Origin of the sequence: Helcococcus sueciensis DSM 17243, assembly GCF_000423145.1 — a bacterium.
Lineage (GTDB): Bacteria > Bacillota > Clostridia > Tissierellales > Peptoniphilaceae > Helcococcus > Helcococcus sueciensis.
Genome location: NZ_KE383981.1, coordinates 30258 through 52383 on the forward strand (window position 1 = coordinate 30258; position 22126 = coordinate 52383).

General features: G+C 28.4%; 16 protein-coding genes. 13 read left to right on the forward strand and 3 right to left on the reverse strand.

The window, feature by feature from the left end; all coding sequences use genetic code 11:
- The first annotated feature begins 8 nt into the window (after positions 1 to 8).
- The 3 genes from dut to G534_RS0107200 are packed head-to-tail and all read left to right on the forward strand — an operon-like array spanning position 9 to position 3367.
- Positions 9 to 434, forward strand: coding sequence for a dUTP diphosphatase (dut, locus tag G534_RS0107190; protein WP_027348499.1), 426 nt, complete (start codon positions 9 to 11; stop codon positions 432 to 434).
- A complete protein-coding gene (locus G534_RS0107195; RefSeq protein WP_027348500.1) occupies positions 435 to 2045 on the forward strand; it encodes a DUF4091 domain-containing protein in 1611 nt (536 codons plus the stop codon).
- A gap of 2 nt (positions 2046 to 2047) precedes the next feature.
- Entirely contained in the window at positions 2048 to 3367 is a 1320-nt protein-coding gene (locus tag G534_RS0107200) for an APC family permease (RefSeq protein WP_027348501.1), read from the forward strand.
- 61 nt (positions 3368 to 3428) lie between these two features.
- Here the strand turns inward: G534_RS0107200 and galT are convergent, their stop codons facing one another.
- On the reverse strand, positions 3429 to 4424 hold the full coding sequence (gene galT / locus G534_RS0107205) for a galactose-1-phosphate uridylyltransferase (protein ID WP_027348502.1): 996 nt from the start codon (positions 4422 to 4424) through the stop codon (positions 3429 to 3431).
- A 124-nt stretch (positions 4425 to 4548) separates the two neighbouring features.
- Between galT and G534_RS0107210 the strand changes: the two genes are divergently transcribed.
- Complete coding sequence (locus tag G534_RS0107210; protein ID WP_027348503.1) at positions 4549 to 5427, forward strand: class B sortase; 879 nt, start codon at positions 4549 to 4551, stop codon at positions 5425 to 5427.
- Entirely contained in the window at positions 5393 to 6283 is an 891-nt protein-coding gene (locus G534_RS0107215; protein ID WP_027348504.1) for a DNA-3-methyladenine glycosylase family protein, read from the forward strand. The genes G534_RS0107210 and G534_RS0107215 overlap by 35 nt, the downstream gene beginning before the upstream one ends.
- A gap of 461 nt (positions 6284 to 6744) precedes the next feature.
- Here G534_RS0107215 and G534_RS08220 read toward each other — a convergent pair whose 3' ends face one another.
- Entirely contained in the window at positions 6745 to 7320 is a 576-nt protein-coding gene (locus G534_RS08220; RefSeq protein WP_051177472.1) for a GNAT family N-acetyltransferase, read from the reverse strand.
- A 196-nt stretch (positions 7321 to 7516) separates the two neighbouring features.
- Here G534_RS08220 and G534_RS0107225 point away from each other — a divergent pair, with 196 nt between their 5' ends.
- The 6 genes from G534_RS0107225 (at position 7517) to G534_RS08230 (ending at position 14509) form a co-directional block, all read left to right on the forward strand.
- Positions 7517 to 7786 carry a co-chaperone GroES gene (locus tag G534_RS0107225; protein ID WP_027348505.1) on the forward strand — a complete coding sequence of 90 codons (270 nt, stop codon included), beginning with the start codon at positions 7517 to 7519 and terminating at the stop codon, positions 7784 to 7786.
- Positions 7787 to 7795: 9 nt separating this feature from the next.
- Positions 7796 to 9412 carry a chaperonin GroEL gene (gene groL, locus G534_RS0107230; RefSeq protein WP_027348506.1) on the forward strand — a complete coding sequence of 539 codons (1617 nt, stop codon included), beginning with the start codon at positions 7796 to 7798 and terminating at the stop codon, positions 9410 to 9412.
- Positions 9413 to 9729: 317 nt separating this feature from the next.
- Positions 9730 to 10455, forward strand: a complete 726-nt coding sequence (locus G534_RS08225) for a response regulator transcription factor (RefSeq protein WP_051177473.1) — start codon at positions 9730 to 9732, stop codon at positions 10453 to 10455.
- Positions 10445 to 12202, forward strand: coding sequence for an oligoendopeptidase F (gene pepF / locus G534_RS0107240; RefSeq protein ID WP_027348507.1), 1758 nt, complete (start codon positions 10445 to 10447; stop codon positions 12200 to 12202). Before G534_RS08225 ends, pepF begins: the two co-directional genes overlap by 11 nt.
- A 1-nt stretch (position 12203) precedes the next feature.
- Positions 12204 to 12686 (forward strand): methylated-DNA--[protein]-cysteine S-methyltransferase, encoded by a 483-nt coding sequence (locus G534_RS0107245; protein ID WP_027348508.1) that lies wholly within the window; start codon positions 12204 to 12206, stop codon positions 12684 to 12686.
- 14 nt (positions 12687 to 12700) lie between these two features.
- Positions 12701 to 14509, forward strand: coding sequence for a bifunctional metallophosphatase/5'-nucleotidase (locus tag G534_RS08230; protein WP_051177474.1), 1809 nt, complete (start codon positions 12701 to 12703; stop codon positions 14507 to 14509).
- Between the two features lie 142 nt (positions 14510 to 14651).
- Here the strand turns inward: G534_RS08230 and G534_RS08235 are convergent, their stop codons facing one another.
- Positions 14652 to 15332: a ZIP family metal transporter gene (locus G534_RS08235; protein WP_240470428.1), complete on the reverse strand. Its 681-nt coding sequence runs from the start codon at positions 15330 to 15332 to the stop codon at positions 14652 to 14654.
- 217 nt (positions 15333 to 15549) lie between these two features.
- Here G534_RS08235 and G534_RS0107260 point away from each other — a divergent pair, with 217 nt between their 5' ends.
- Both G534_RS0107260 and G534_RS08470 read left to right on the forward strand, forming a co-directional pair.
- Positions 15550 to 17247, forward strand: coding sequence for a M3 family oligoendopeptidase (locus tag G534_RS0107260; RefSeq protein ID WP_027348509.1), 1698 nt, complete (start codon positions 15550 to 15552; stop codon positions 17245 to 17247).
- A 352-nt stretch (positions 17248 to 17599) separates the two neighbouring features.
- A partial coding sequence (locus G534_RS08470) for an endo-beta-N-acetylglucosaminidase (RefSeq protein WP_084510130.1) occupies positions 17600 to 22126 on the forward strand: 4527 nt, incomplete at its 3' end.

The following is a 22126-nucleotide window of genomic DNA, read 5'->3' on the forward strand; positions in this document are numbered from 1 at the left end:
AGGATTTTATGAAATTAAAAATTGTGACAGAAAATTTTATTCCTAAATACGCTACAGAAGGTAGTGCAGGATTTGATTTATTTTGTAATAATGAAGAGCCAATAGTAGTTAAACCGAATGAAGTGGCAAATGTTCCGACTGGATTAAAAGTATCTATTCCTAAAGGTTATTTTGGTGCTATTTATCCAAGATCTTCTGCAGGTATAAAACATAGAATTACTTTAGCGAATACAGTAGGTATAATTGATTCAGATTACAGAGGTGATATTCATATATTTTTTGTAAATAATAGTGATAAAGAACATGTAATCCATAAAGGAGATAGATTAGCTCAAATGATTATTCAGCCATATGTACAGGTTGAATTTGATATAGTCGATAGTTTAGATGAAACAGATCGTGGAGAAGGTGGAATAGGATCTACAGGTAGATAAATGAAATTCGATTTTAAGATAGTAAATTCAAATAAACAATTTAAAGAAATTTCTTCTAATGAATTTAATTCAATAGAAGAAATTTTTAAATATAAAGCATGGAAAAATGATCATATAATAATTCAATTATTAGTGTATGCAAATGAAGATAGTACCCTTAATTTAGGTATAGATAAAGTAGATGAAGTAGAATCTAAGATATATGCTGTTCAAAAAGTTTTAGCATACACTGGAAAACCATTTGAGCCAATACCTTATGAAGAAAATATAAAAAGAACAGAGGCTTCCGATTTATTGATTGAAACTAATCAAGTAAAGCTTACTAAAGGAGATTTTACATCATTTTTTATAGATATTTATACAAAAAATGCTAAAGATTCAAAAATAAACATTGCTATAAGTGATGGTGAGAAAATTATTAATAAAGAATTAGAATTGGAAGTTATTGATAAATTTGTAGAAATAAATAAAGAAATTTTTGATATTCAACTTTGGCAATATCCTTACTCATCTGCGGAATACTATGAAGTAGAACCATTTAGCAATGATCATGTTGAAATATTAAAAAAGCATTTAAAACCATATAAAGACTTAGGTGGAGATGCTATAGTTGCTTCTTTATGCGAAGATGCTTGGGGTGATCAAACATATAGCAAAAATAAAATAAAATTTCCGTCAATGATTAAATGGAAATTAGAAGAAGAGATGAGATATGATTTTAGTGATTTTGATAAGTGGATTGGAATCACAAATGATTTAGGTTTGGGACAAAAAAGAATCATATTGTATGGAATGGCTCCATGGCATGAATCGTTTACCTATATAAAAGATGGGGAATTAGTAAGGGAAAAATATGATATTAAGTCTAAGTTATATTCTGATAGATGGATGCATTTTTTAGAGCATCTCTATCGACATCTTGAGAGTAAAAATATTCACGAAAAAGTTTTTATTGGAATAGATGAAAAGGGATTTAATGATGAAATTTTTGAGATTATAGAAAAAGCAAGTGATAAATTAAATATAAATATTAAAGTTGCAGCAGCTATTGATGATTTTGAAAATACTAAAAAATATGATAAATATATTGAATATGCTTCAGTTTCTTTTATTGAATATGAAAAAGATAGAAACAAGTTTATTGAATTTACAAATGAAAGAAGAAAACAAAATAAATATACTTCCCTGTATTCATGTACAGGACATAAGCCTGGAAATTTTGTTTTAAGTCAATTTGGAGAAACTTATATTACTGTTGTACAGTCATTTATCGCAGATGGCTTCTTAAGATGGGCATATGATGCGTGGGTTAAAAATCCTTTGGTTGATGTTACACATGAATTTTTTGAGCCTGGAGATTGTTTCTTAATATATCCTGCATTAAAAAATTGTGAAAAACCAAATATTTCTATTAGATATTTAAAAATATTGGAAGCTATTCATGATGGATATAAATTACGAAGCATATTAAATGAAGAAGAATTATTTGATTTTTTCAGAAGATTAGATACAAAATTTGTTTGGTCAAATACTTATCCTACAAGTGAAGAAACAGCGATATTGTTTGAAGATATAAAAAGGATAAAAGAAATTATTAATAGTAGGAGATGATCGTGAAGCGTGAAACATATGGAGTTTTTACAGCGATTACAATGGTTGTAGGAATAGTTATAGGATCTGGAATTTATTTTAGAGCGGATGATATATTTGCATTTACTAACGGAAATTTGTTACTTAGTATAATTGTAATGATTATGGGATCTATTAGCATAATATTTGGTTCGTTATCATTCTCTTATTTATCAAGAAAAACTACTGAATCAGGCGGTGTTATAAATTATTTTGAAACGTTTATATCACATGATTTAGCAAGAGGGTATGGTTGGTTTTTTGCTTTTATATATTTACCTTCTGTGTCAGTTGTATTAGGGTGGGCTGCAGCTCTTTATACATTTATTTTAATTGGAATAGATGCTACTTTGCCTATGCAAATAGCACTTGGCCTATTTTATAATATATTCTTGATAATTATAAATTCATTAAATAGAAAATTTGGATCAGCTATACAAAATGTCTCTACATTAATAAAATTAATTCCTTTATTTGCTATTGCTATTTATGGAATTTTTTATGCAAATAATTTAGGAAATTTTGATAATATCCTAAATAGTTTTGCAAAAGAATTTAAAACTTATACGTGGCTAACAGCACTAGTACCTTTAGCTTATTCTCTTGATGGGTGGACGATTACATTAAATATTGCTCCTGAAGTAAAAAATTCGAAAAAGAATATGCCGATTGCGCTAATTGTTGGACCGATTATCATATTATTTGTTTACATTGTGTATTTGATAGGTATTTACAGTATACTTGGCCCTGAACAAATTATTTCACTTGGTGATGAAGCGATATTTGTAGCCGGAAAAAAAATATTAGGTGATAGGCTTGGAAATGTATTATTAACTATTGTAGTGGTTTCAGTGATTGGAGTTTTAAATGGATTGAGCCTTGGTTCTATTAGAATACCTCAAGCATTAGCTGAAAAGAGAATGATATCCGATAAATGGGAAATATCTAAGATTGATGAGAAACTTCAAATATCTAAGAAAGCTGTTTATATCTATATTATAGCGATTATATTTTGGAATTTCATACACTATTTAGTAATGAAATATAATGTTTTTAACGGACGAGATATTAGTGAAATATCAATTGTATTTAATTATTTAATTTATATATTGCTTTATAAAAAAACGTTTGAGATAGTAAAATCAAAAAGTAAATTAAAAATATTTATACCTATTATTGCAAGTATGGGTTCAATAATTATATTAATAGGTTCTTTACTTACAAGTTTTATATATATAAGTACATTTTTATTAATAAGTGGAAGTGTTGTATTTTTTGGATATAGGTATGTACCTAAGGAATAAAAAAGGAACTTAGATATTTTTGTCTAAGTTCCTTTTTATGAATATTAAATTGTGAAATTAGTTACCATATAACTTCTTTATCTTCCATAAATTCTTTATAAGCGTCTTTTAATTCAAATACAGTTTCTTCAACTCTTCTTGGATTAGTTTTAGCCCAAGCTCCTGTTTCAGATGAAGCATACCATTTAATTGAGTTTTCACCTCTTAGTGGAGGATAGAATTTAACGTGGAAATTATAATAAGATTTAGATTCATTTTCAAGTTCTGAGTTTACAGGTGTTTGATATATACACATCATATATGGAAATACTTTGTTATATAGTTTATCAAACATACCTTGTGTTTTTTTCAAAATATCTGCAAAATCTTCGGTAGTTTTTTCATCAAAATCTTCAAATGTATGAATATCATCTTTTAAAGGAACTATATATACCCCATAAGGGAAGTCTGTATAGAATGGTAAGAATACTACGAAGCTATCATTCTGGAAAACGACTCTTTTATCTACTTTAAGTTCTTCATCTCTTATTGACAAAATTAGTGATTTATTATTTTTATCGTGGAATTTTTTAGAGTTTTCAAGCTCTAATTTAAGTCTTAAAGGCATAAAACCATATCCATAAATTTGACCATGTGGGTGAGGTTGTGTAGTTCCAACTTCTTTACCTCTATTTTCAAAAGGCATTATATATTTTATATTTTCATCTTTTTTTATTTCGATAAATCTTTCTTTCCATAAATTAACAAGTTTTGTAAGATGATCTATACTTAATTCCCATAATGACGCATCATGCTTTGGAGAATATAAAATTACTTCTGCTTTACCATAAGATGGTGCAGTTTTAAACAATTCTGTATCTATGTCATCAGGTTGTGGTGGATTTGGCATCATAGATGGCCAGTCATTATCGTATTTAAGAACTGTATATGTATCCTTAATTTGATTTGAACCTGGACAAAATGCACAATAATTTTTCGGCATATCAGGTCTATGTTGTCTATCACCATTTACAATAGTCCAATCATCTAGTAATGGGTTGTATCTAAACTCAGCCATTTTTCCTCCTAAAATATATTCTGTGATATAATTATACTATTAAAATTTAAAAATAGAAAATCTATATTATTTATACTATACTATTAATATATTGTTAATTACATTAATTCGCCTAGGAGGTCAAATGGAAGATAATAAAAAAAATAATAAAAATAAAAGAAAAAATTTTATTATTACAATCATTCAAGTAATTCTTTTAGCAATTATTTTATATAGTGCATATAAAATTGGTGATTATTATTATCAAAACTACAAAAACACAAAAAAATTAGAAAAAGTAAATGAAATTGTCGATGATTTAGAAAAAGAGATTAATAAAGAATTAAAGATAGATGATAAATCTAATCATGACAAATTAACAAAAGAACAGTTAGATTTTATAGCGAAAAGAACCATAGAAAGACTGAAGTTAGAAAATAAGGATATATATGCTTTTATAAAAATTCCGGAATTTAAAATTAATAATCCTGTAACATGGGTTCATGAAGATAACGATTATTATTTATTTAGAGACTTGGAAGGAAATTCTTCAAGACCAGGAACTATTTTTATGAATGGCTGGAATAAACCAGATTTTTCAGATATGAATATTACATTTTTTGGTCATAATTTAAGGACACATCCGGAGTTTTATTCTCCTATGTTCAAATTATTACTCACTTTGGAAGATCCTGAGGTAGTAAAGGCTAAAAAAGAACGTATAGTTGAAGTTTATACTGAACAAGGATATAAGAAATATATGATATTTTCAGCTTATTATTCACACGAATATGATGATTATATAGAGCCAAATAGAGATAAGTCAGAATGGGTTGAATATCTTCAAGGTATACAAGCGAAATCAATAAATGATTTTGGTTTAAATTTGGAATTTAAGGAAGAGGATAAAATAATTACATTATCTACATGTGACAATGTTTCAGATGAAGGTAGATTTGTAGTTCATGCGATAGAATTAAAGGATAAAGATGTACAAAATACAAACGATACAGAATGGGATTAGAATAAAAGGATTAAAAAATTTTAATACAGAACATATTTTTGAGTGTGGACAAGCATTCAGATGGGATAAGACTGAATCAGGATCTTATATTGTTGTGGCTTATAATAAAGTGATAGAAATATTTCATGATGATGAAGATATAATTATTTTAAATACTAATGAAGAAGATTTTATAAATATATGGCACCATTATTTTGATTTAGATAAAGATTATGATTTTATAAAAGAAAATCTATCTAAAGTTCCTGCATATAGTATAAATGAAAGTCTTAAAGAAGCTATGGAATTTGGATATGGGATTCGAATTCTAAATCAGGAAAGTTTTGAAATGATAATTTCATTTATAATTTCTGCTAATAATCAAATACCACGTATTAAAAACTCAATCCGAATTTTGAGTGAAATATATGGTGATTTTATAGAGGAATATAAGGGAGTTAAATATTATGCTTTTCCTACTCCTAAACAACTTTCGATTGCTAATCCTGAAGAAGTAAAAGAAATAGCACGAGTTGGATTTAGAAATTATCGTATAGTAAATGCAGCAAAAGCGTATTTGGATAATCCCGAAGTTTATAGTAATGATTTAAGTGATGAGACTCTTGGAAATAATTTATTAGAACTAGAGGGTATTGGTCCAAAAGTCAGAGATTGTATATTACTTTTTGGATATGATAGAGTAAAGACTTTCCCTGTAGATGTATGGGTTAAAAGGTTAATGGAATATTTATATATAAAAGAAACTATTCCAAATAAACAGATATTACAATATGGAATTGATTTATTCGGTGATTATAGAGGTTATGCCCAACAATATTTGTTTTATTATGCTAGGGAAAATAAGATAGGCAAATAGTTAAGAAAGCTCCGTGGATATGGAGCTTTTATTGTTTTTTTTAGAAACGGAGATCCATCAAGAGTCTTTTCTGAGAAATGGAAAATATATTACAAAAAACTGAATGAAAACGGAGTCTTTTCTGAGAAATGGAAAATATATTACAAAAAACTGAATGAAAATGGCTATTTTTCTGAGAATTTAGAAATATTTTTATTAAAACGGAAAAGTAGCACTTGAATGTTAAATAAATGTAACGAGATCGCTAATTATTGTGAATATTGAGTAGTTTATAAGCTTTTTTTTCTGAGAAATGTAAAATAAAATCCTAAAAACCGAAAATCTGTTAATTTCATTCCGAGAACTAAAAAATAAATTAAAAAAATCAGAAAGAGTATTTAAATAATAACCATTTCTACAACTCCATACAAGGATTCATCCAATAAAAATATCTGCTGGTCTCCCAACAGATATTATAAATTCTAATTAAACTGTTTTGATAAAATGAAAGAATCATCGATTTTCTTTATTTTTGATAAAAGATAAAATAATAAACCATAAGTAGCTTTATTGATATTTAGATATTCTTGATATCTGATTGTTCCATTATAAGAAAGTATTGTAAAATCACAATCAAAACAATTAACTCTAAGACCAGAATTACGGAATCCATTTTTATTATAAAAATTGATTCTTTTAACTCTTTGATGATAATTATCTACATTATCTAAAGGTGTTTCAACTTCTAAGAAAATCCTACTATTAGAATAATATTCTTTTAGATTTTCAAGAGCTTCACTTCCCAAATTTTGTCCTCTATATTCAGGACTTATCGCTAAATAATCAACCCAAACAATGTCTTTATCTTTAGCGGAAATTAATAAACCGACAAATTTTTCATCTTTTTCTAAAGCGAATGCATCTATTTTTCCAAATTTGCTAGTTAACCAAAATAAAAATAGTGGTCTTCTTTCTTCTTTTGGAAATGCATTGAAATACAGCTCTTTAAATTTATTATAAGTATATTTATCTTTTCTACTTAATTTCTTAAACTGCATAAATCCTCACTTTCATAAATCACTCCCAATATCATATATGAGATTTAGAAATAAAGCAAGTTTATGCCAAATTTTATACAAAAAATGGATTAAAATAATGATATTTTAAAATTAATGTTAGAATTTATAAATTTGTGGTATAATATTATTAGCAATTGAATGTGCTGAGTGATAAAGGTATAATATGGAGGAAAATATGAAGATTAGACCTATAGGTAAAAGATTAGTCTTAAAAACAATTAAAAAGGAAGAAAAAACTTCCTCTGGTATTTTAATGCCAGATAGTGCGGTTGAAAAACCTGTATATGCCGAAGTTATATCTGTTTCTAAAGAAATTGAAGATAAAAATATTAAAGTTGGTGATAGAGTTATATACACAAAATATAAAGGAACAGAAATCAAAGATGGTGAAGAAGAATATATATTAATCGATATTGAAGATGTGCTAGGAGTTGTTGAAGGATAGGAGTTTATTATGGCGAAAGATATTAAATATGGTATTGATTCTAGAAGTTCTCTAGAAAATGGAATAAATAAATTAGCAGATGCAGTAAAGGTAACTGTTGGACCTAAGGGACGTAATGTTGTTATAGATAGAGGCTATGGAGCTCCAATGATTACCAATGATGGAGTTACTATTGCAAAAGAAATAGAATTAGAAGATAGATTTGAAAATATGGGAGCTCAGCTTTTAAAAGAAGTTGCAACTAAGACAAATGATATTGCAGGAGATGGTACGACAACTGCAACTATTTTAGCTCAATCAATAGTTTCTGAAGGATTAAAAAATATAGCTGCTGGTGCAAATCCAGTAATCCTAAAAAAGGGTATTCAAAATTCTACAAAAATAGTAGTAGATAAAATTAAATCTTTCTCAACACCTATTGAAACTACAGAATCAATTGCACAAGTTGGTGCTATATCATCTGCGGATTCAGAAATAGGTAAACTAATTGCGGATGCTATGGATAGAATAGGTAAAGATGGTGTAATAACTATTGAAGAATCAAAAACTATGGATACAGAGCTTCAAATAGTTGAAGGTATGCAATTTGATAAAGGATACTTGTCACCTTATATGGCTAGTGATAATGAAAAGAAAACTGCTGAACTTGAAAATCCATTAATACTTGTTACAGATAAAAAAATTAATAATATTCAAGAAATTTTACCAGTATTAGAACAAATAGTTGAGGCTTCAAAACCATTATTGATTATTGCTGATGACATAGAAGGAGAAGCTCTTACAACATTAATATTAAATAAAATAAGAGGAACATTTAATGTTGTAGCAGTAAAAGCTCCAAGTTTTGGTGAAAATAGAGCTAAATCTCTTGAAGATATTGCAATATTAACAGGTACAAAAGTATATAAAGAAGAACTTAAAGATGATTTAAAAGAAATACAAATTGATGAATTAGGATCAGCAAAGAAAGTTAATGTTGATAAAGATTCAACTACTATTATAGATGGTTCCGGAAATAAAGAAAATCTTCAGGAAAGAATAAATCAAATAAGAAGAGATATTGAAAACTCTGATTCTGAATTTGATATTGAAAGATATAAAGAAAGACTTGCTAAATTAGCAGGTGGTGTAGCTGTTATCCAAGTTGGCGCAGTTACAGAAGTTGAAATGAAAGAAAAGAAACTAAGAATAGAAGATGCATTATCTGCGACAAAAGCAGCGGTTGAAGAAGGAATTGTTGCTGGTGGTGGAACGGTTCTTTTAGATTCAATTAAAGCGCTTGACGAATATATAGAATCCGTTCACGGTGATGAAAAAACTGGAGCAATAATAGTTGCAAGAGCTTTAGAGGCTCCAGCTAGACAAATAGCTGAAAATGCAGGTATGGAAGGTTCAATAATTGCGAATAAAGTTAAATCATTAGATGAAGGTTTTGGTTATGATGCATTAAATGATGAGTTTGTAGATATGATCAAATCTGGTATTGTTGATCCAACAAAAGTGACAAGATCAGCTCTTGAAAATGCAGCATCAGTAGCTTCTATGATACTTACAACAGAAGCAGCAATCACAGATATTAAAGAAAAAGAAGAAATGCCAAATCCAATGGCTGGAATGCAATTCTAGAAAATAAAAAGATATAAAAATAAATAGACTATTTAAATTGAACCCCAAAATCTTGGATATAGATGGAGGGGTTCAAGTCATTTGAATTATGATTATCTGTTTTTTTTTTTAATTTAACACTTATTTATGATAATAAAAGAATTTAATTTATTTTTTTAGAAATTTGTCGTTTACGAATAAATTGATATCAAATTATAAAATTTAAAAAATGAATCAAATGTTAATTTTTAACAAATGAAATCGTTATTCTTTTGATTTGAAGAATTTATTACATTTATGTTATAATTCATATATAGAAAAATACGAAGGGGTTTGTTTTGAGAATTTTATTAGCAAATAGCGATCAAGACTTTATTGAGAATTTTAAATATAGTTTTAAATCTGAAGAATATCAAATTGCGTCAACTAATAATATTGCAGATACTATAGATACTTTAAAAGAAAAAGATTTTGATTTAGCTATTATAGATATGAACTATAAAGATGGTACAGGATTAGATTTAAAAAGAAAAATGAATGAAGTTGTAAATATTCCTACTATAGTAGTATCAGATAAACATGAACCTAATGAAGTTGTTCTTGCATTGGAATATGGTTGTGATGACTATATCACTAGACCATTTTATTTGTTAGAGCTTAAAGCGAGAATAAGATCAGTTTTGAGAAGATCATTACCTAATCGACAAGAGCCTAAAAAACAAGAAAAGAATCAAAATTCTTTGGTTAAAGGTAGATTTGAGTTTAATATGGTGGGAAGAAAGGTTCGAGTTGATACTATAGATATTGAATTAACTGGAAAAGAATTTGATCTTTTATATGTTTTAGTTACAAATAAGAAAACAATATTTTCTAGAAAAGATTTGGCTGAAAAATTATGGAATGGTCTCAATGATTCGAATATTAGAACCGTGGACGTGCATATAAGAAGATTAAGAGAAAAATTATCAAAGACAAATACTGATAAATATATTCAAACAAGTTGGGGTGAAGGATATTTCTTTGATGATGATCACTATAAAACAAGGATAGATTATGACAAATAAAATAAAATGGGATTTAACTACAATTTATAAGTCTGATAGAGATTTAGACAATGACTTAGAAAAGGTAGAAAATAATTTAGATAAGATAGAAGCATTAAAAGAAAATATTGGAAAGAATATCACAGATATTTTACTTTTAGATGTCGATACAAGTAGAGTTTTAGAAAAAGCATATTCCTATGCTCATATGAAAAAAGATGAAGATGCTAATGTAACTAAATATCAAAAAATAGATAAAAAAGTTATGAATTTATACAATAAATATATAACCAAAATGTCTTTTTTAGTACCATATTTAATTTCATTACCTGAAGAAAAAGCAAACGAAATAAAATCAGATGAAAAACTTAAAGATTTTGATGTTGCTTTAATGAAAGTTTTTAGAAAAAGAGAGCATACACTTTTTGATAAAGAAGAGAAAGTGATATCAACATTGAGTTCATCAAGAGAAACAGCATCAAACATGTATTATTATTTAACAAATGTAGATATGAAATTCCCTTATTTAGAAAAATGGGACAAACAAATTACAAATGTTAATTTTACAAATATCCAAACTGATGAAGATAGAGAATTAAGAGAAATTTCTTTTAAAGAATATTATAATGCTTACAATCAATTTGGAAATACTATTGCGCAATCATACTATTCTCATGTTGATGCAGCTGTTAAAATTTCTCAAATAAGAAATTACGATAATGTAAGAAAAATGTTTCTATTTAATGATGATGTTGACGAAAAAGTATATGACACTTTAATAGATTCAGTCCATGAATATTTACCATCACTTCATAAATATTACGAAATCAAAAAAAGAGAATTAGGACTTGATGAGCAACATATGTATGATGTATATATGTCTATTTCTCCAGAGTTTGAAAAGAAATACAAATGGGAGGAAGCAAAAGATTTAGTTATTGAATCTGTTAAACCCCTTGGTGAAGAATATGTTGAAATATACAAGAAAGCATTTGTTGAAAAATGGATAGATGCTGAAATTAGAGAAGGTAAAAGAGGTGGAGCTTACTCATCTGGTTCTTATGATACAAAACCTTTTATACTTATGAACTTTGATGGAACCCTAAACTCACTATTTACGTTAGCTCATGAAATGGGACATTCACTTCATAGTTATTATGACAGAAATAATAATTCATATTTACATTCTGGATATACAATATTTGTAGCTGAAGTTGCATCTACATTCAATGAAGCATTATTATTAAATCTTTTGTTAGATAAAGCTGAAAATGATAAAGAAAAAATATATCTAATAGATTTTTATATAAATAGTTATAAATCAACTGTATTTAGACAAACTATGTTTGCAGAATTTGAAAGAGATGCTCATAAGAAAATTGAATCTGGGGAAGTTTTAACAAAAGAAGATTTTTCAAAACTATATTTAGAATTGAATAAAAAATATTTTGGAAAAGCGATGATCTCGGATGAAGAGATAGCTTATGAATGGATGAGAATTCCACATTTTTATAGCAATTTTTATGTATATAAATATGCAACAGGATTTGCAGCTTCATCAATACTTGCAAAACGTATATTAGATGGAGAAGAAGGTGCAAGGGAAAAGTATATGGAATTCTTAAAAGATGGAGCAAAACATTTCCCTATTGAACAATTAAAAATAGCAGGAGTAGACATGTCTAATCCTGAAACAGTAAATCAGTCACTAGAAATATTTGAAAATTTAGTTAAAACACTAGAAAATATGTTAAATAAAGGAGAATGATATGGCGGTAAAAGTTATAAATAGATATAGATTTAATACAGGTTTGGTAGTGCTTACATTTTATGCAAATGATGAAAAGTTGCTAGGTATTGAAGTTAATAATTCAAATCATTTGGCTCTTGAAGGTGTATTTTTAACAAAAAGTAATAAAATAATTGATGAAAGTATTGATCAAGTTAGAGAATATATATCTGGTGAAAGAAAGAGCTTTGATTTACCACTTGATAAACAAGGTAATGAATTTGAAAATAAAGTTTATGAAGAACTTAAAAAAGTTAAATTTGGAGAAACTATTACTTACAAAGAATTAGCTTCTAGAGTAGGCAAAGAAGAAGGGTCAAGAGCTGTGGGAAATGCTCTGGCAAAAAATAAATTCCCATTAATTATTCCTTGCCATAGAGTTGTAAAATCAGATGGTAGTTTAGGAAATTATATTGGAGGAGAAAAAGCTAAGAAAGCTTTATTAGACTTTGAACAACAATAATTAAAAGAGGTCTTATGGAAGATAATATTATAAAAGTTACATTACTTTGTACAAGTGATGTGCATGGCTTTTATATTCCGTGGGATTATTCAAAAGATGAAGAGGTTCCGCTCGGAGGACTGAGTAGAATCAGTACTATTGTAAAGAATATAAGAAAAGAAAATCCCCATACTGTCTTAATAGACAATGGGGATTTAATTCAAGGAAATAGTGCGGAATTCTTTTTGTTAGATGATAAATATCCAGGAATTGAAGCTATAAATGAGATGGATTATGAAATATATAATATGGGGAATCATGAGTTCAATTTTGGAATGGACCATTTAATTCATGTTGTGAGTCAATTTAGAGGAGTTTCCATGATGGGAAATCTCTATCGTAAGAAAAATAGAATGCGATTTATGAATGGAGTTTATTACAAGAATATAAGTGGTTTAAGAATTGGGTTCATTAGTTTAAACACACCTTTAGTTAGAACTTTTGAAGCTAAGAGAGGGAATCTAAAAAACTATGATGTCACCGATGCAGAATATGAATTAAAATTGCTTCTTGAAGATGTAGGAGAAGTAGATGCTTTAATCGGACTTTTTCATATGGGGGATTTTAATGAAAATGATATACCATTTACTGGTGTTACTGATTTATTAACGAAAGTAGAAGGTGCAGAAAAGATAGATGCAGTATTTGGTGGTCATATGCATCAGTTTGTTAATACAAAAATTAATAATACGTATTTCTTGGAACCAGGAGCATTTGGTAGAGGACTTGGAAGATACGATTTATATTTTGATAAAAATAAAAATCTTATTAAAATTGAACCTTCTATTATTAAAATTGATTCATCTATTGAAAGAGATAAACAAATAGAGGATTTACTCAAGGTATATCATAAAGAGTTGCGAGATTATATAAATGAACCTGTGGGATATTTGACTTCACCTTTATATGAAAAAGATCAAATTAAAGGTATAAGTCAGACGAGAGTTGCTGATACTAAAATTACAAATTTTTTCACAGATGTATTACATAATTACTCAACAGGAGATGTAGTAGCATTACATTTTGATAATTTTTGGCCAGAAATTAATGATCTTGTTGTAAGGCGTAAGGATATATTCAATGCATATCGATATGCAGGAGGAGAAATTACAGACTATGAAATAACAGGCGAAGATTTGTGGAAATATATGGAATGGTCTGCAGCTTTTTACAATCAAGCAAAACGAGGAGATGTAAATATATCTTTTAATCCTAAAAGAACATCTTCAAAATATTCAACTCTTGATTTATTTGGGAATATTAAATACGAAATTGATATAACAAGAGAAGAAGGATCAAGAATCCAAAATGTTAGATATATGGATGGAACTGCAATTAATTTAAGAGACGATATTACAATAGGTATGAATAAATATAGAATGGACTTTCTTACATCTGTAAATGGTCCGCTTTCTGGGAAAAAATTTGATTTTGTATGGTCATCAATTAAAGCAAAGGAATTAAATGTTAAAGGAAATATTCGTAATTTAGCTATAAAATATATTCAAGAGTTACCACAGAGTACTTATACACCAAAAGATAATAAAAATTGGAAAATAATAAGATATGATGATTATAGTGAATACATTGAAAAAGCTATAGAATTAATAAATGATGATAAACTATTATTATACAGAACAGATGAAGGATTAGTTGACTTAAATAGATCTTTAAATATTTTTGATAATCTCGAAGATTTTCAATTAGAAAGATTGTCAGAATTTTATGATTTACAGGGAGAGACTTTATTAAAGAATATATTAGAAATTATAATGAATTTATAAGAATTTTAAAAAGTTCCAATTTGAATTAATGATTCAAATTGGAACTTTTTTAGTTATAATTTCCTACAAAAAGTATATTAAATTTTTATAATTTTATATTTGCTATAAAAGTTATATCCTAAAAAAATTATTTTTCTTAAATTTAACCTAAAGCTACGTCAAGCACCATCATAATACAAAAACCGACTAAAAAGCCCATTGTTGCGATATCTGTAAATTTAGAGCCTTGTGATTCTGGTATTAATTCTTCTACTACTACAAATAACATTGCACCAGCTGCAAAAGATAGAGCATAAGGTAGTAGTGCTGTTACTAAAGTTACTGCAAATGCTCCAAATGCAGCGCCAAAAGGTTCAACTAATGCAGATATATGCGCCATATGGAATGCATATTTTCTAGATTTACCTCCTGCTCTTATTGGAAGTGATAATGCAGAACCTTCAGGTATATTTTGTATACCAATACCTATTGTAAGCGCTAAAGCTCCTGTTATACTCGCGCTTGAAACATTCATTGCTGCAGCTGCCCAAGCTACACCTATAGCCATACCTTCAGGGATGTTATGAATAGTAACTGCTAAAAATAGCATATTGGTTCTACCAATTTTTTCTATTTCTTTATTGTCTGAATCTCCATGATCTTCATTCAAGTGTAAATGTGGAACTATTATATCAAGTAATCTAAGAAAAACTCCTCCCAATAAAAAACCTATTAGTACTGGCAACCAATCAGGTAAGGGACTTTGTTTTGCAAATTCAAGTGCAGGGTCAAGTAAAGACCAAAATGCGGCTGCTGTCATTATTCCTGCAGCTAACCCTTGCATAATTGCAAGAAATTTTTCATTTATATTTTTAACAAAAAAAAACAACTGAAGAACCAGCTACTGTACAAAGCCATGTAAATATTCCAGCTAATAATGCTTGAATTATTGGGCTTTGTTCAACGAACCAATAATACATAATAAACTCCTTTATTTATTTATAAAAATTAAGTATAATATATATATTATAATAAGATATTATAACATAACGGAGGTAAAAATGAAACTTAATGAACTAGAATATAAAAGACCAGATTATGATAAAACTATCGAAAATCTTAATTCTAAACTAGATCTTGCTGAAAAAGCTGAAACATTAGATGAATATTTACAAGCATTAGTAGAATATGAAGAAATAATTGAAGTGGTTCTTTCAATGGGAACAATTTCATACATTAGAAATTCAATAAATACAAGAGATGAATTTTATGAGAAAGAAGTAGAATCATTTGATGAATTCTATCCAAGATTATCTCAAGTAAATAATAGATTACAAAATATCAGATTGAATTCAGAGTTTAGGGCTGCTTATGAGGGGCAATTTGGTAAAAATATTCTTTTAACTGATGAACTTCAAAAAGATATTTTTAAACCAGAAATTATGGAAGACAGAGTTAAGGAAGCAAAACTTACTAATGAATATCAAAAACTAATGGGTACAGCTCAAATAGATTTTGATGGAAAGAAATTAAACTTATCACAAATGGCGCCATATACACAATCTGAAGATAGAGAAACTAGAAGAAAAGCTTCTATGGCTATTTCAAACTGGTTTAGTGAGAGACAAGAAGATTTTGATAGAATTTATGATGAACTTGTTAAAATACGTCATGAAATAGCTAGAAAGCTTGGTTTCGAATCATATTTAGAAGTTGCATATAGAGGGTTTGGTAGAACTGATTGGAATAGAGAAGATGCTAAGAAATATAGAGATTTAATAGTGAAATATATTGTTCCATTAGCACAAAAGTTTTATGATGAGCAAAAAGAAAGAATTGGAATTTCAGATTTTAAATATTATGATGTTCCATTTAAGTTTAAATCAGGAAATCCAACACCAAAAGGAAATGAAAAAGAGCTTGTAAAAGAAGCTCAAAAAATGTACAAAGAATTATCTGAAGAAACAGAAATATTCTTTAATGAAATGATTGAAAGTGAAATGATGGATTTAGAATCAAAAGATGGTAAAGCTCCAGGTGGATATATGACATATATTCCTACCGCTAGACTTCCATTTATATTCGCAAACTTCAACGGTACTAGTCATGATGCAGATGTTCTAACACATGAAGCAGGTCACGCATTCCAAGGATATTTAGTTAGAGATGTATATCCAGGAGAATTAAGAGACGCTTGTATGGAAATCATGGAAACTCATTCTATGTCAATGGAATACTTTACTCATCCATGGATGGAATCATTTTTCAAAGAAGATACTGAAAAATATTATTACAATCATGTCGTTGATTCCCTACAATTTTTACCATATGGTGCATCAATAGATGAATTCCAAGAATGGGTATATGACAATCCAGAAGCTTCACCAAAAGAGAGAAATAAAAAATTTAGAGAAATTGAAAAGAAATATTCACCACATATAGATTATGCTGATGATAAATATCAAGAAGAAGGTGGAAGATGGCAAAGACAAATGCATGTATATCAATCACCATTCTATTACCTGGATTATACAATAGCTCAATTGAATGCTTTCCAATTCTTCGTGCTTGATCTTGAAAATCATGAAGATGCATGGGAGAAATATTTAGAATTATGCATAATGGGTGGAAAATATGGTACAAAAGAAACTATTGAAAAAGTAGGTCTAAAAGTGCCATTTGAAGAAGAAACATTCAAATTTATTGTTCCAAAATTAGAAGAATATTTAGACAATTTAGATCATAATAAAATAGTTTAGTATAATGATATAAAGTATAGTTTTTAAAACTTTATTAAAATATCAAAGTGAAAGGGTCAAATATATATTTGGCTCTTTTTATTATATAGAATTCTATATTTAGTTTATTTTCAATATGAAAACAAAAACAATATTAACAAATTGTAACATTTATTATTCCAGAAAACTATAAATTAATAAAAAGAAAAAAAATCTAAATTTTTATAATTGTGAAAATAAGTGCGGATAACCGTTTTCATAAGAAAACATTTTCATGATATTTTAACATAGCAGATGATTTAGATTATGGTTTCTAATTTGTTTCAAATATAATGAGTTTGGGAGAAAACATATTCATATTGAGGAGGTATATATGATTTTTAAATCAGACAGTAAGAAAAAGTTTCTAAAAAAAGCTTTGGCATTTGTTTTGGGTGCGACAATAGCATTAAACCCTATGACTTATGTATTTGCACAAGAAAATGCTACTGAAAACACATCAAGCATCGACCCTGTTGTGCAGAAAAAAGCTTCTTTAAAACCAAGAGGATTAAGGTTAAATTTAGATAGTATTCCAGAATGGGATCCTGCGAATTTACCAAATGATGAACTTAATAGAGGTTCAGTTCCTTTAAAAGAAAGAGTTAAGGGTTCACCAATTAATGAATATGCAAGTAGTGAAGGTGAAATTTTATCATTGGCATACTTGCTAGGTAACAATTACTCCAAATATTCATCAGTAGGTGATTATGAATTTAATGTAAACACATTTGATATGTGGCAATATGTAGGAACACAAGTATTTTGGGATGGAGCTGTACCTACACCTGACGTAATAGATGCTGCTCATAAAAATGGTGTTCCAATATTAGGTACATTATTCTTTAATTGGTCTGGATCTGCTTCAGATAATGAAATATTTGCTAAGTTTTTACAAAAAGATAGTGATGGAAAATATCCAGCTGCAAGAAAATTAGCTGAAATTGCAAAACACTATGGTTTTGATGGTTATTTCTTCAACCAAGAAACTACAGGATATGCAACAGGTGGAAAATCACAAGAATTAAAAGATTTTATACTTGAAATGAAGGCACACGGTGAAAGTATTGGTCAACCATTAATAATTTCATTTTATGATGCAATGGCTAACAATGGATATAGAGCGCATTATGACTCTATAAATAGTGCGAATGATATATGGATGAAGAAAACAGAAGATGGAAGAATCGCTGTAGACCAATTTTTTGCTAACTTTAACTGGTACACTAATAAAATAAATAGTTCAAAAGAACATATGGAATCAATTGATAGATCACCATTTGATTTTTATGCTGGATTTGAACTGCAAAAAGATATAACTTATACAAAAAAAGGTAATAGACCGGCATTATTAGGAGATGATAATAAATTAAAAGTATCAATTGGTTTATTCATACCAGATACTATCAATGGTGAAGCTAAAACAGAAGAAGGCTTACATGACGCTATAAATAAATTCTGGACAGGAGAAAATAGAAATCCTGCAACGATTAATGACGCTCCAAATGTATACAATGGTATGGCAAGATATGTTGTAGATACAACACCTATATTAGAACCTAATTTCTATACATCATTCAATACTGGACATGGTAGACATTGGTTCAAAGATGGTAATAAAGTTGTAACACAAGATTGGAACTCAAGATCAGTTCAAGACGTATTACCAACATGGACATGGTGGACAAATACAGATAAAGGACAACCATTAAATGCGTATTATGACTTTGAGGATGCTTATAATGGTGGTTCTTCAGTTAAATTATATGGAAAGATAGATGAATGGTCATATCATGAAGTAAATCTTTTTGCAACAAAATTCAAACCTCAAAATGACACATTCTTAGATATAACATATAAAGGTGGACAAGGCGCAAGCTTAAATTTAACAGTTAATTTAGATGAAAATTATGCTCCTTCAGCTGTTAGAGAACTTAGATTAATTCCTTCAGAAGAAGATAAATGGGAAACAGTTAGATTAGATTTATCTCAATTTGCAGGAGAAACAATATATAGTATTGGACTAAAAATAGAAAATACTGCTGGTAATAAAGATTATAAATTAAATCTTGGTGAATTAGTAATAGGAAATAGTGATGCTAAATTAAATGCTCCACAAAACTTTAAAGTTGATGAACAAGCGGTTCATACAGGAACTGAAGCTGAAGCTATAGTATCATTCGATAAAGTTGAAGGTGCATATAGATATGATGTATATAAAGAAACAGAAAATGGTGAAGAATGGTTATTCTCATCATCAAATAATAATATTTATTTACCAAAATTATCAAGATCTATAGATTCAAATGAAACTGTTCAAAAATTAAAAGTTTATGCAGTTGCTGAAAATGGAAAATATTCAGAAGCTGCTACTACAGAATTTGATTGTGGATTTGCAGCATCTGATACTACACTTGCAAAAGATAAATATAGAAATATAACACCAGAAGCGAAACTAATAAGTACTGATAATGAATCTAAAGCGAAAATTATTAATGATACTTTAGTAGACTTAACTGATAAATGGTGGAATCCAGGTCCTGACAATACAATAATAGAATTTGAGGAACCTAGAACTGTTAAAAGATGGGTAATTGAACATGCAGGTCATGCTGGTGAATCATATAATGATGGAGCGATGAACGCTGCTAATTATAGTTTGGATTATTGGGATGAAGATTCACAAAGCTGGAAAACAGCTGAAGATGTAGTAGGCAATATTTATCACGTTGATGATAGAATATTACCTGAACCTGTAACAGCTAAAAGATGGAGATTAAATGTAACAAAAGTAGATAATGGAACACCTTGGGGTGGTTTGAGAATATACAATTGGAAGATGTATGAAGAATTAGATACAGAATCTGATAATATTCCTATGACATCTGCAGAAATTGTACATCAAAAAGATGACTTATATGCTATAAAATTCAATAAAGAAAAATTATCAAGATTTTATAGACAAAAAATGTCTGATTTTACAATAAGAGTATACAGAGATGCAGAAGCTACAGATTTAATAGCTGAAAAAGTGTTTGATGAAAATGGATACGCAGTATTCACAGATGTTAAGCTAGAAGGTGATAAAGGAAGTGTATTCTATCGTACACAAGAAGAAGGTAAAGAAGAATCAAACATATTAGCATTATCATATGTTAATAGTGATAATTCAGTAGAAGAACCAGAGGATGAAGTACTTCCAAATCCATTTGGTGATGAAAAAGCAAAAATTGTTTCTTTAGATGCTGGTAGAAAATACTTCTCAGTAAAAGATATAAAACAAATCATAGATTCACTTCAAAAGAATGACTATAACTATTTACATCTATTATTTGGTAATGATGGATTTAGATTTTTACTAGATGACATGACAGTAAATACAAAAGATGCTAGTTATAAATCAGATGATGTTAAAGAAGGTATATTAAAAGGAAATGGAATATACGCTGCTTCTAAGAATTTAACAATAGATGCTGATAAGGCTTTAACAGAAGCAGAAATGGATGAAATAATAGAGTATGCAAATTCTAAAGGTATTACAATAATACCAGGATTAAATTCACCTGGACATATGGATGCTATATTAGAAGCTATGGTACATTTAGGTTTTGAAAGACCACATTATTATAATGGTGCAAAAAAATCTGTTACAACAATGGATCTACAAAAACCAGAAGTTGCAGAATTCACAACAGAATTCATCCAATTGTATATAAACTATTTCTCAAATAAAGGAATGAAAGTATTTAACTTCGGAGCTGATGAATATGCAAATGATGCATTTGGAAATCCAGGATGGGCAAATCTAGTTCAAAATGGTCAGTATGATTTATTTGTAGATTATGCAAATGAGTTATCAGAAAGAATTGTTAAAGCGAAGATGAGACCTTTAGCATTTAATGATGGTTTCTATTATAGAGGTGCTGAAGATAAAGAATTCAATAAACAATTAATAATTGCATATTGGACTGCAGGATGGTGGGGATTCAATGTTGCCCCAACAACTACTTTTGTTGAAAAGGGACATGATATATTAAACGTAAACGATTCTTGGTACTATGTTCTTGGTAGAGAAAATTCTGGCGGATACAATAGACAATCTGCATTGAACAATATGAAATCAGGAACAAAAGGATTTGATGTAAATGTTGGAACAAAAGTTGATACAATAGGTTCTATGATTGCTTTCTGGGCAGATGATCCAAGTGAAACTTATGAATTTGAAAAATTAAATGAGTGGATAAAAGTCTTTGCAGAAAACAATCCAAAACACTTTAATATCAAAGAATATGAAGTAAATAAAGAACAATTAGCGTTTGCTATTGAAACTGTAGAAGCTGCTTTAGAAGAAGTAGAAGAAAAAATGACAGAAGATTCAATAGCAAATCTAAAAGCAAAATTAAAAGAAGCTAAAGATGCTTACAATGATGAATCAATAAAACAAGCTCAAGTAGATGAAGCTTTATTAAACTTAAAAGAAGCTTTTGAAAATCTTGTAGAAAAAGAACCAGAACAATCAAAAGTTAATAAAGAAGAGCTTCAAAAAACATTAGAGTTAATACCTTCATTAATGGAAGATATTAAGGATAAATTCACAGAAGAATCTGTTAAATCTTTAGAATCTGAAATTGAAAAATCAAACAAAGTTTTAGAAAAAGAAGATGCAACACAAGAAGAAGTAAATGAAGCTGTAACAAAATTAAAAGAAGCTTACAAGAATCTTGAACTAAAAGAAGAAAAAGAAGAAATAGATACATCTGTAATAGAAGCATTGATTGATAAGTTAAATAAATCTTTAGAAGAAAATTCTGACAAATTGACAGATGAGTCAAAAGAAAATCTTGAAAATGCTATTAAATCA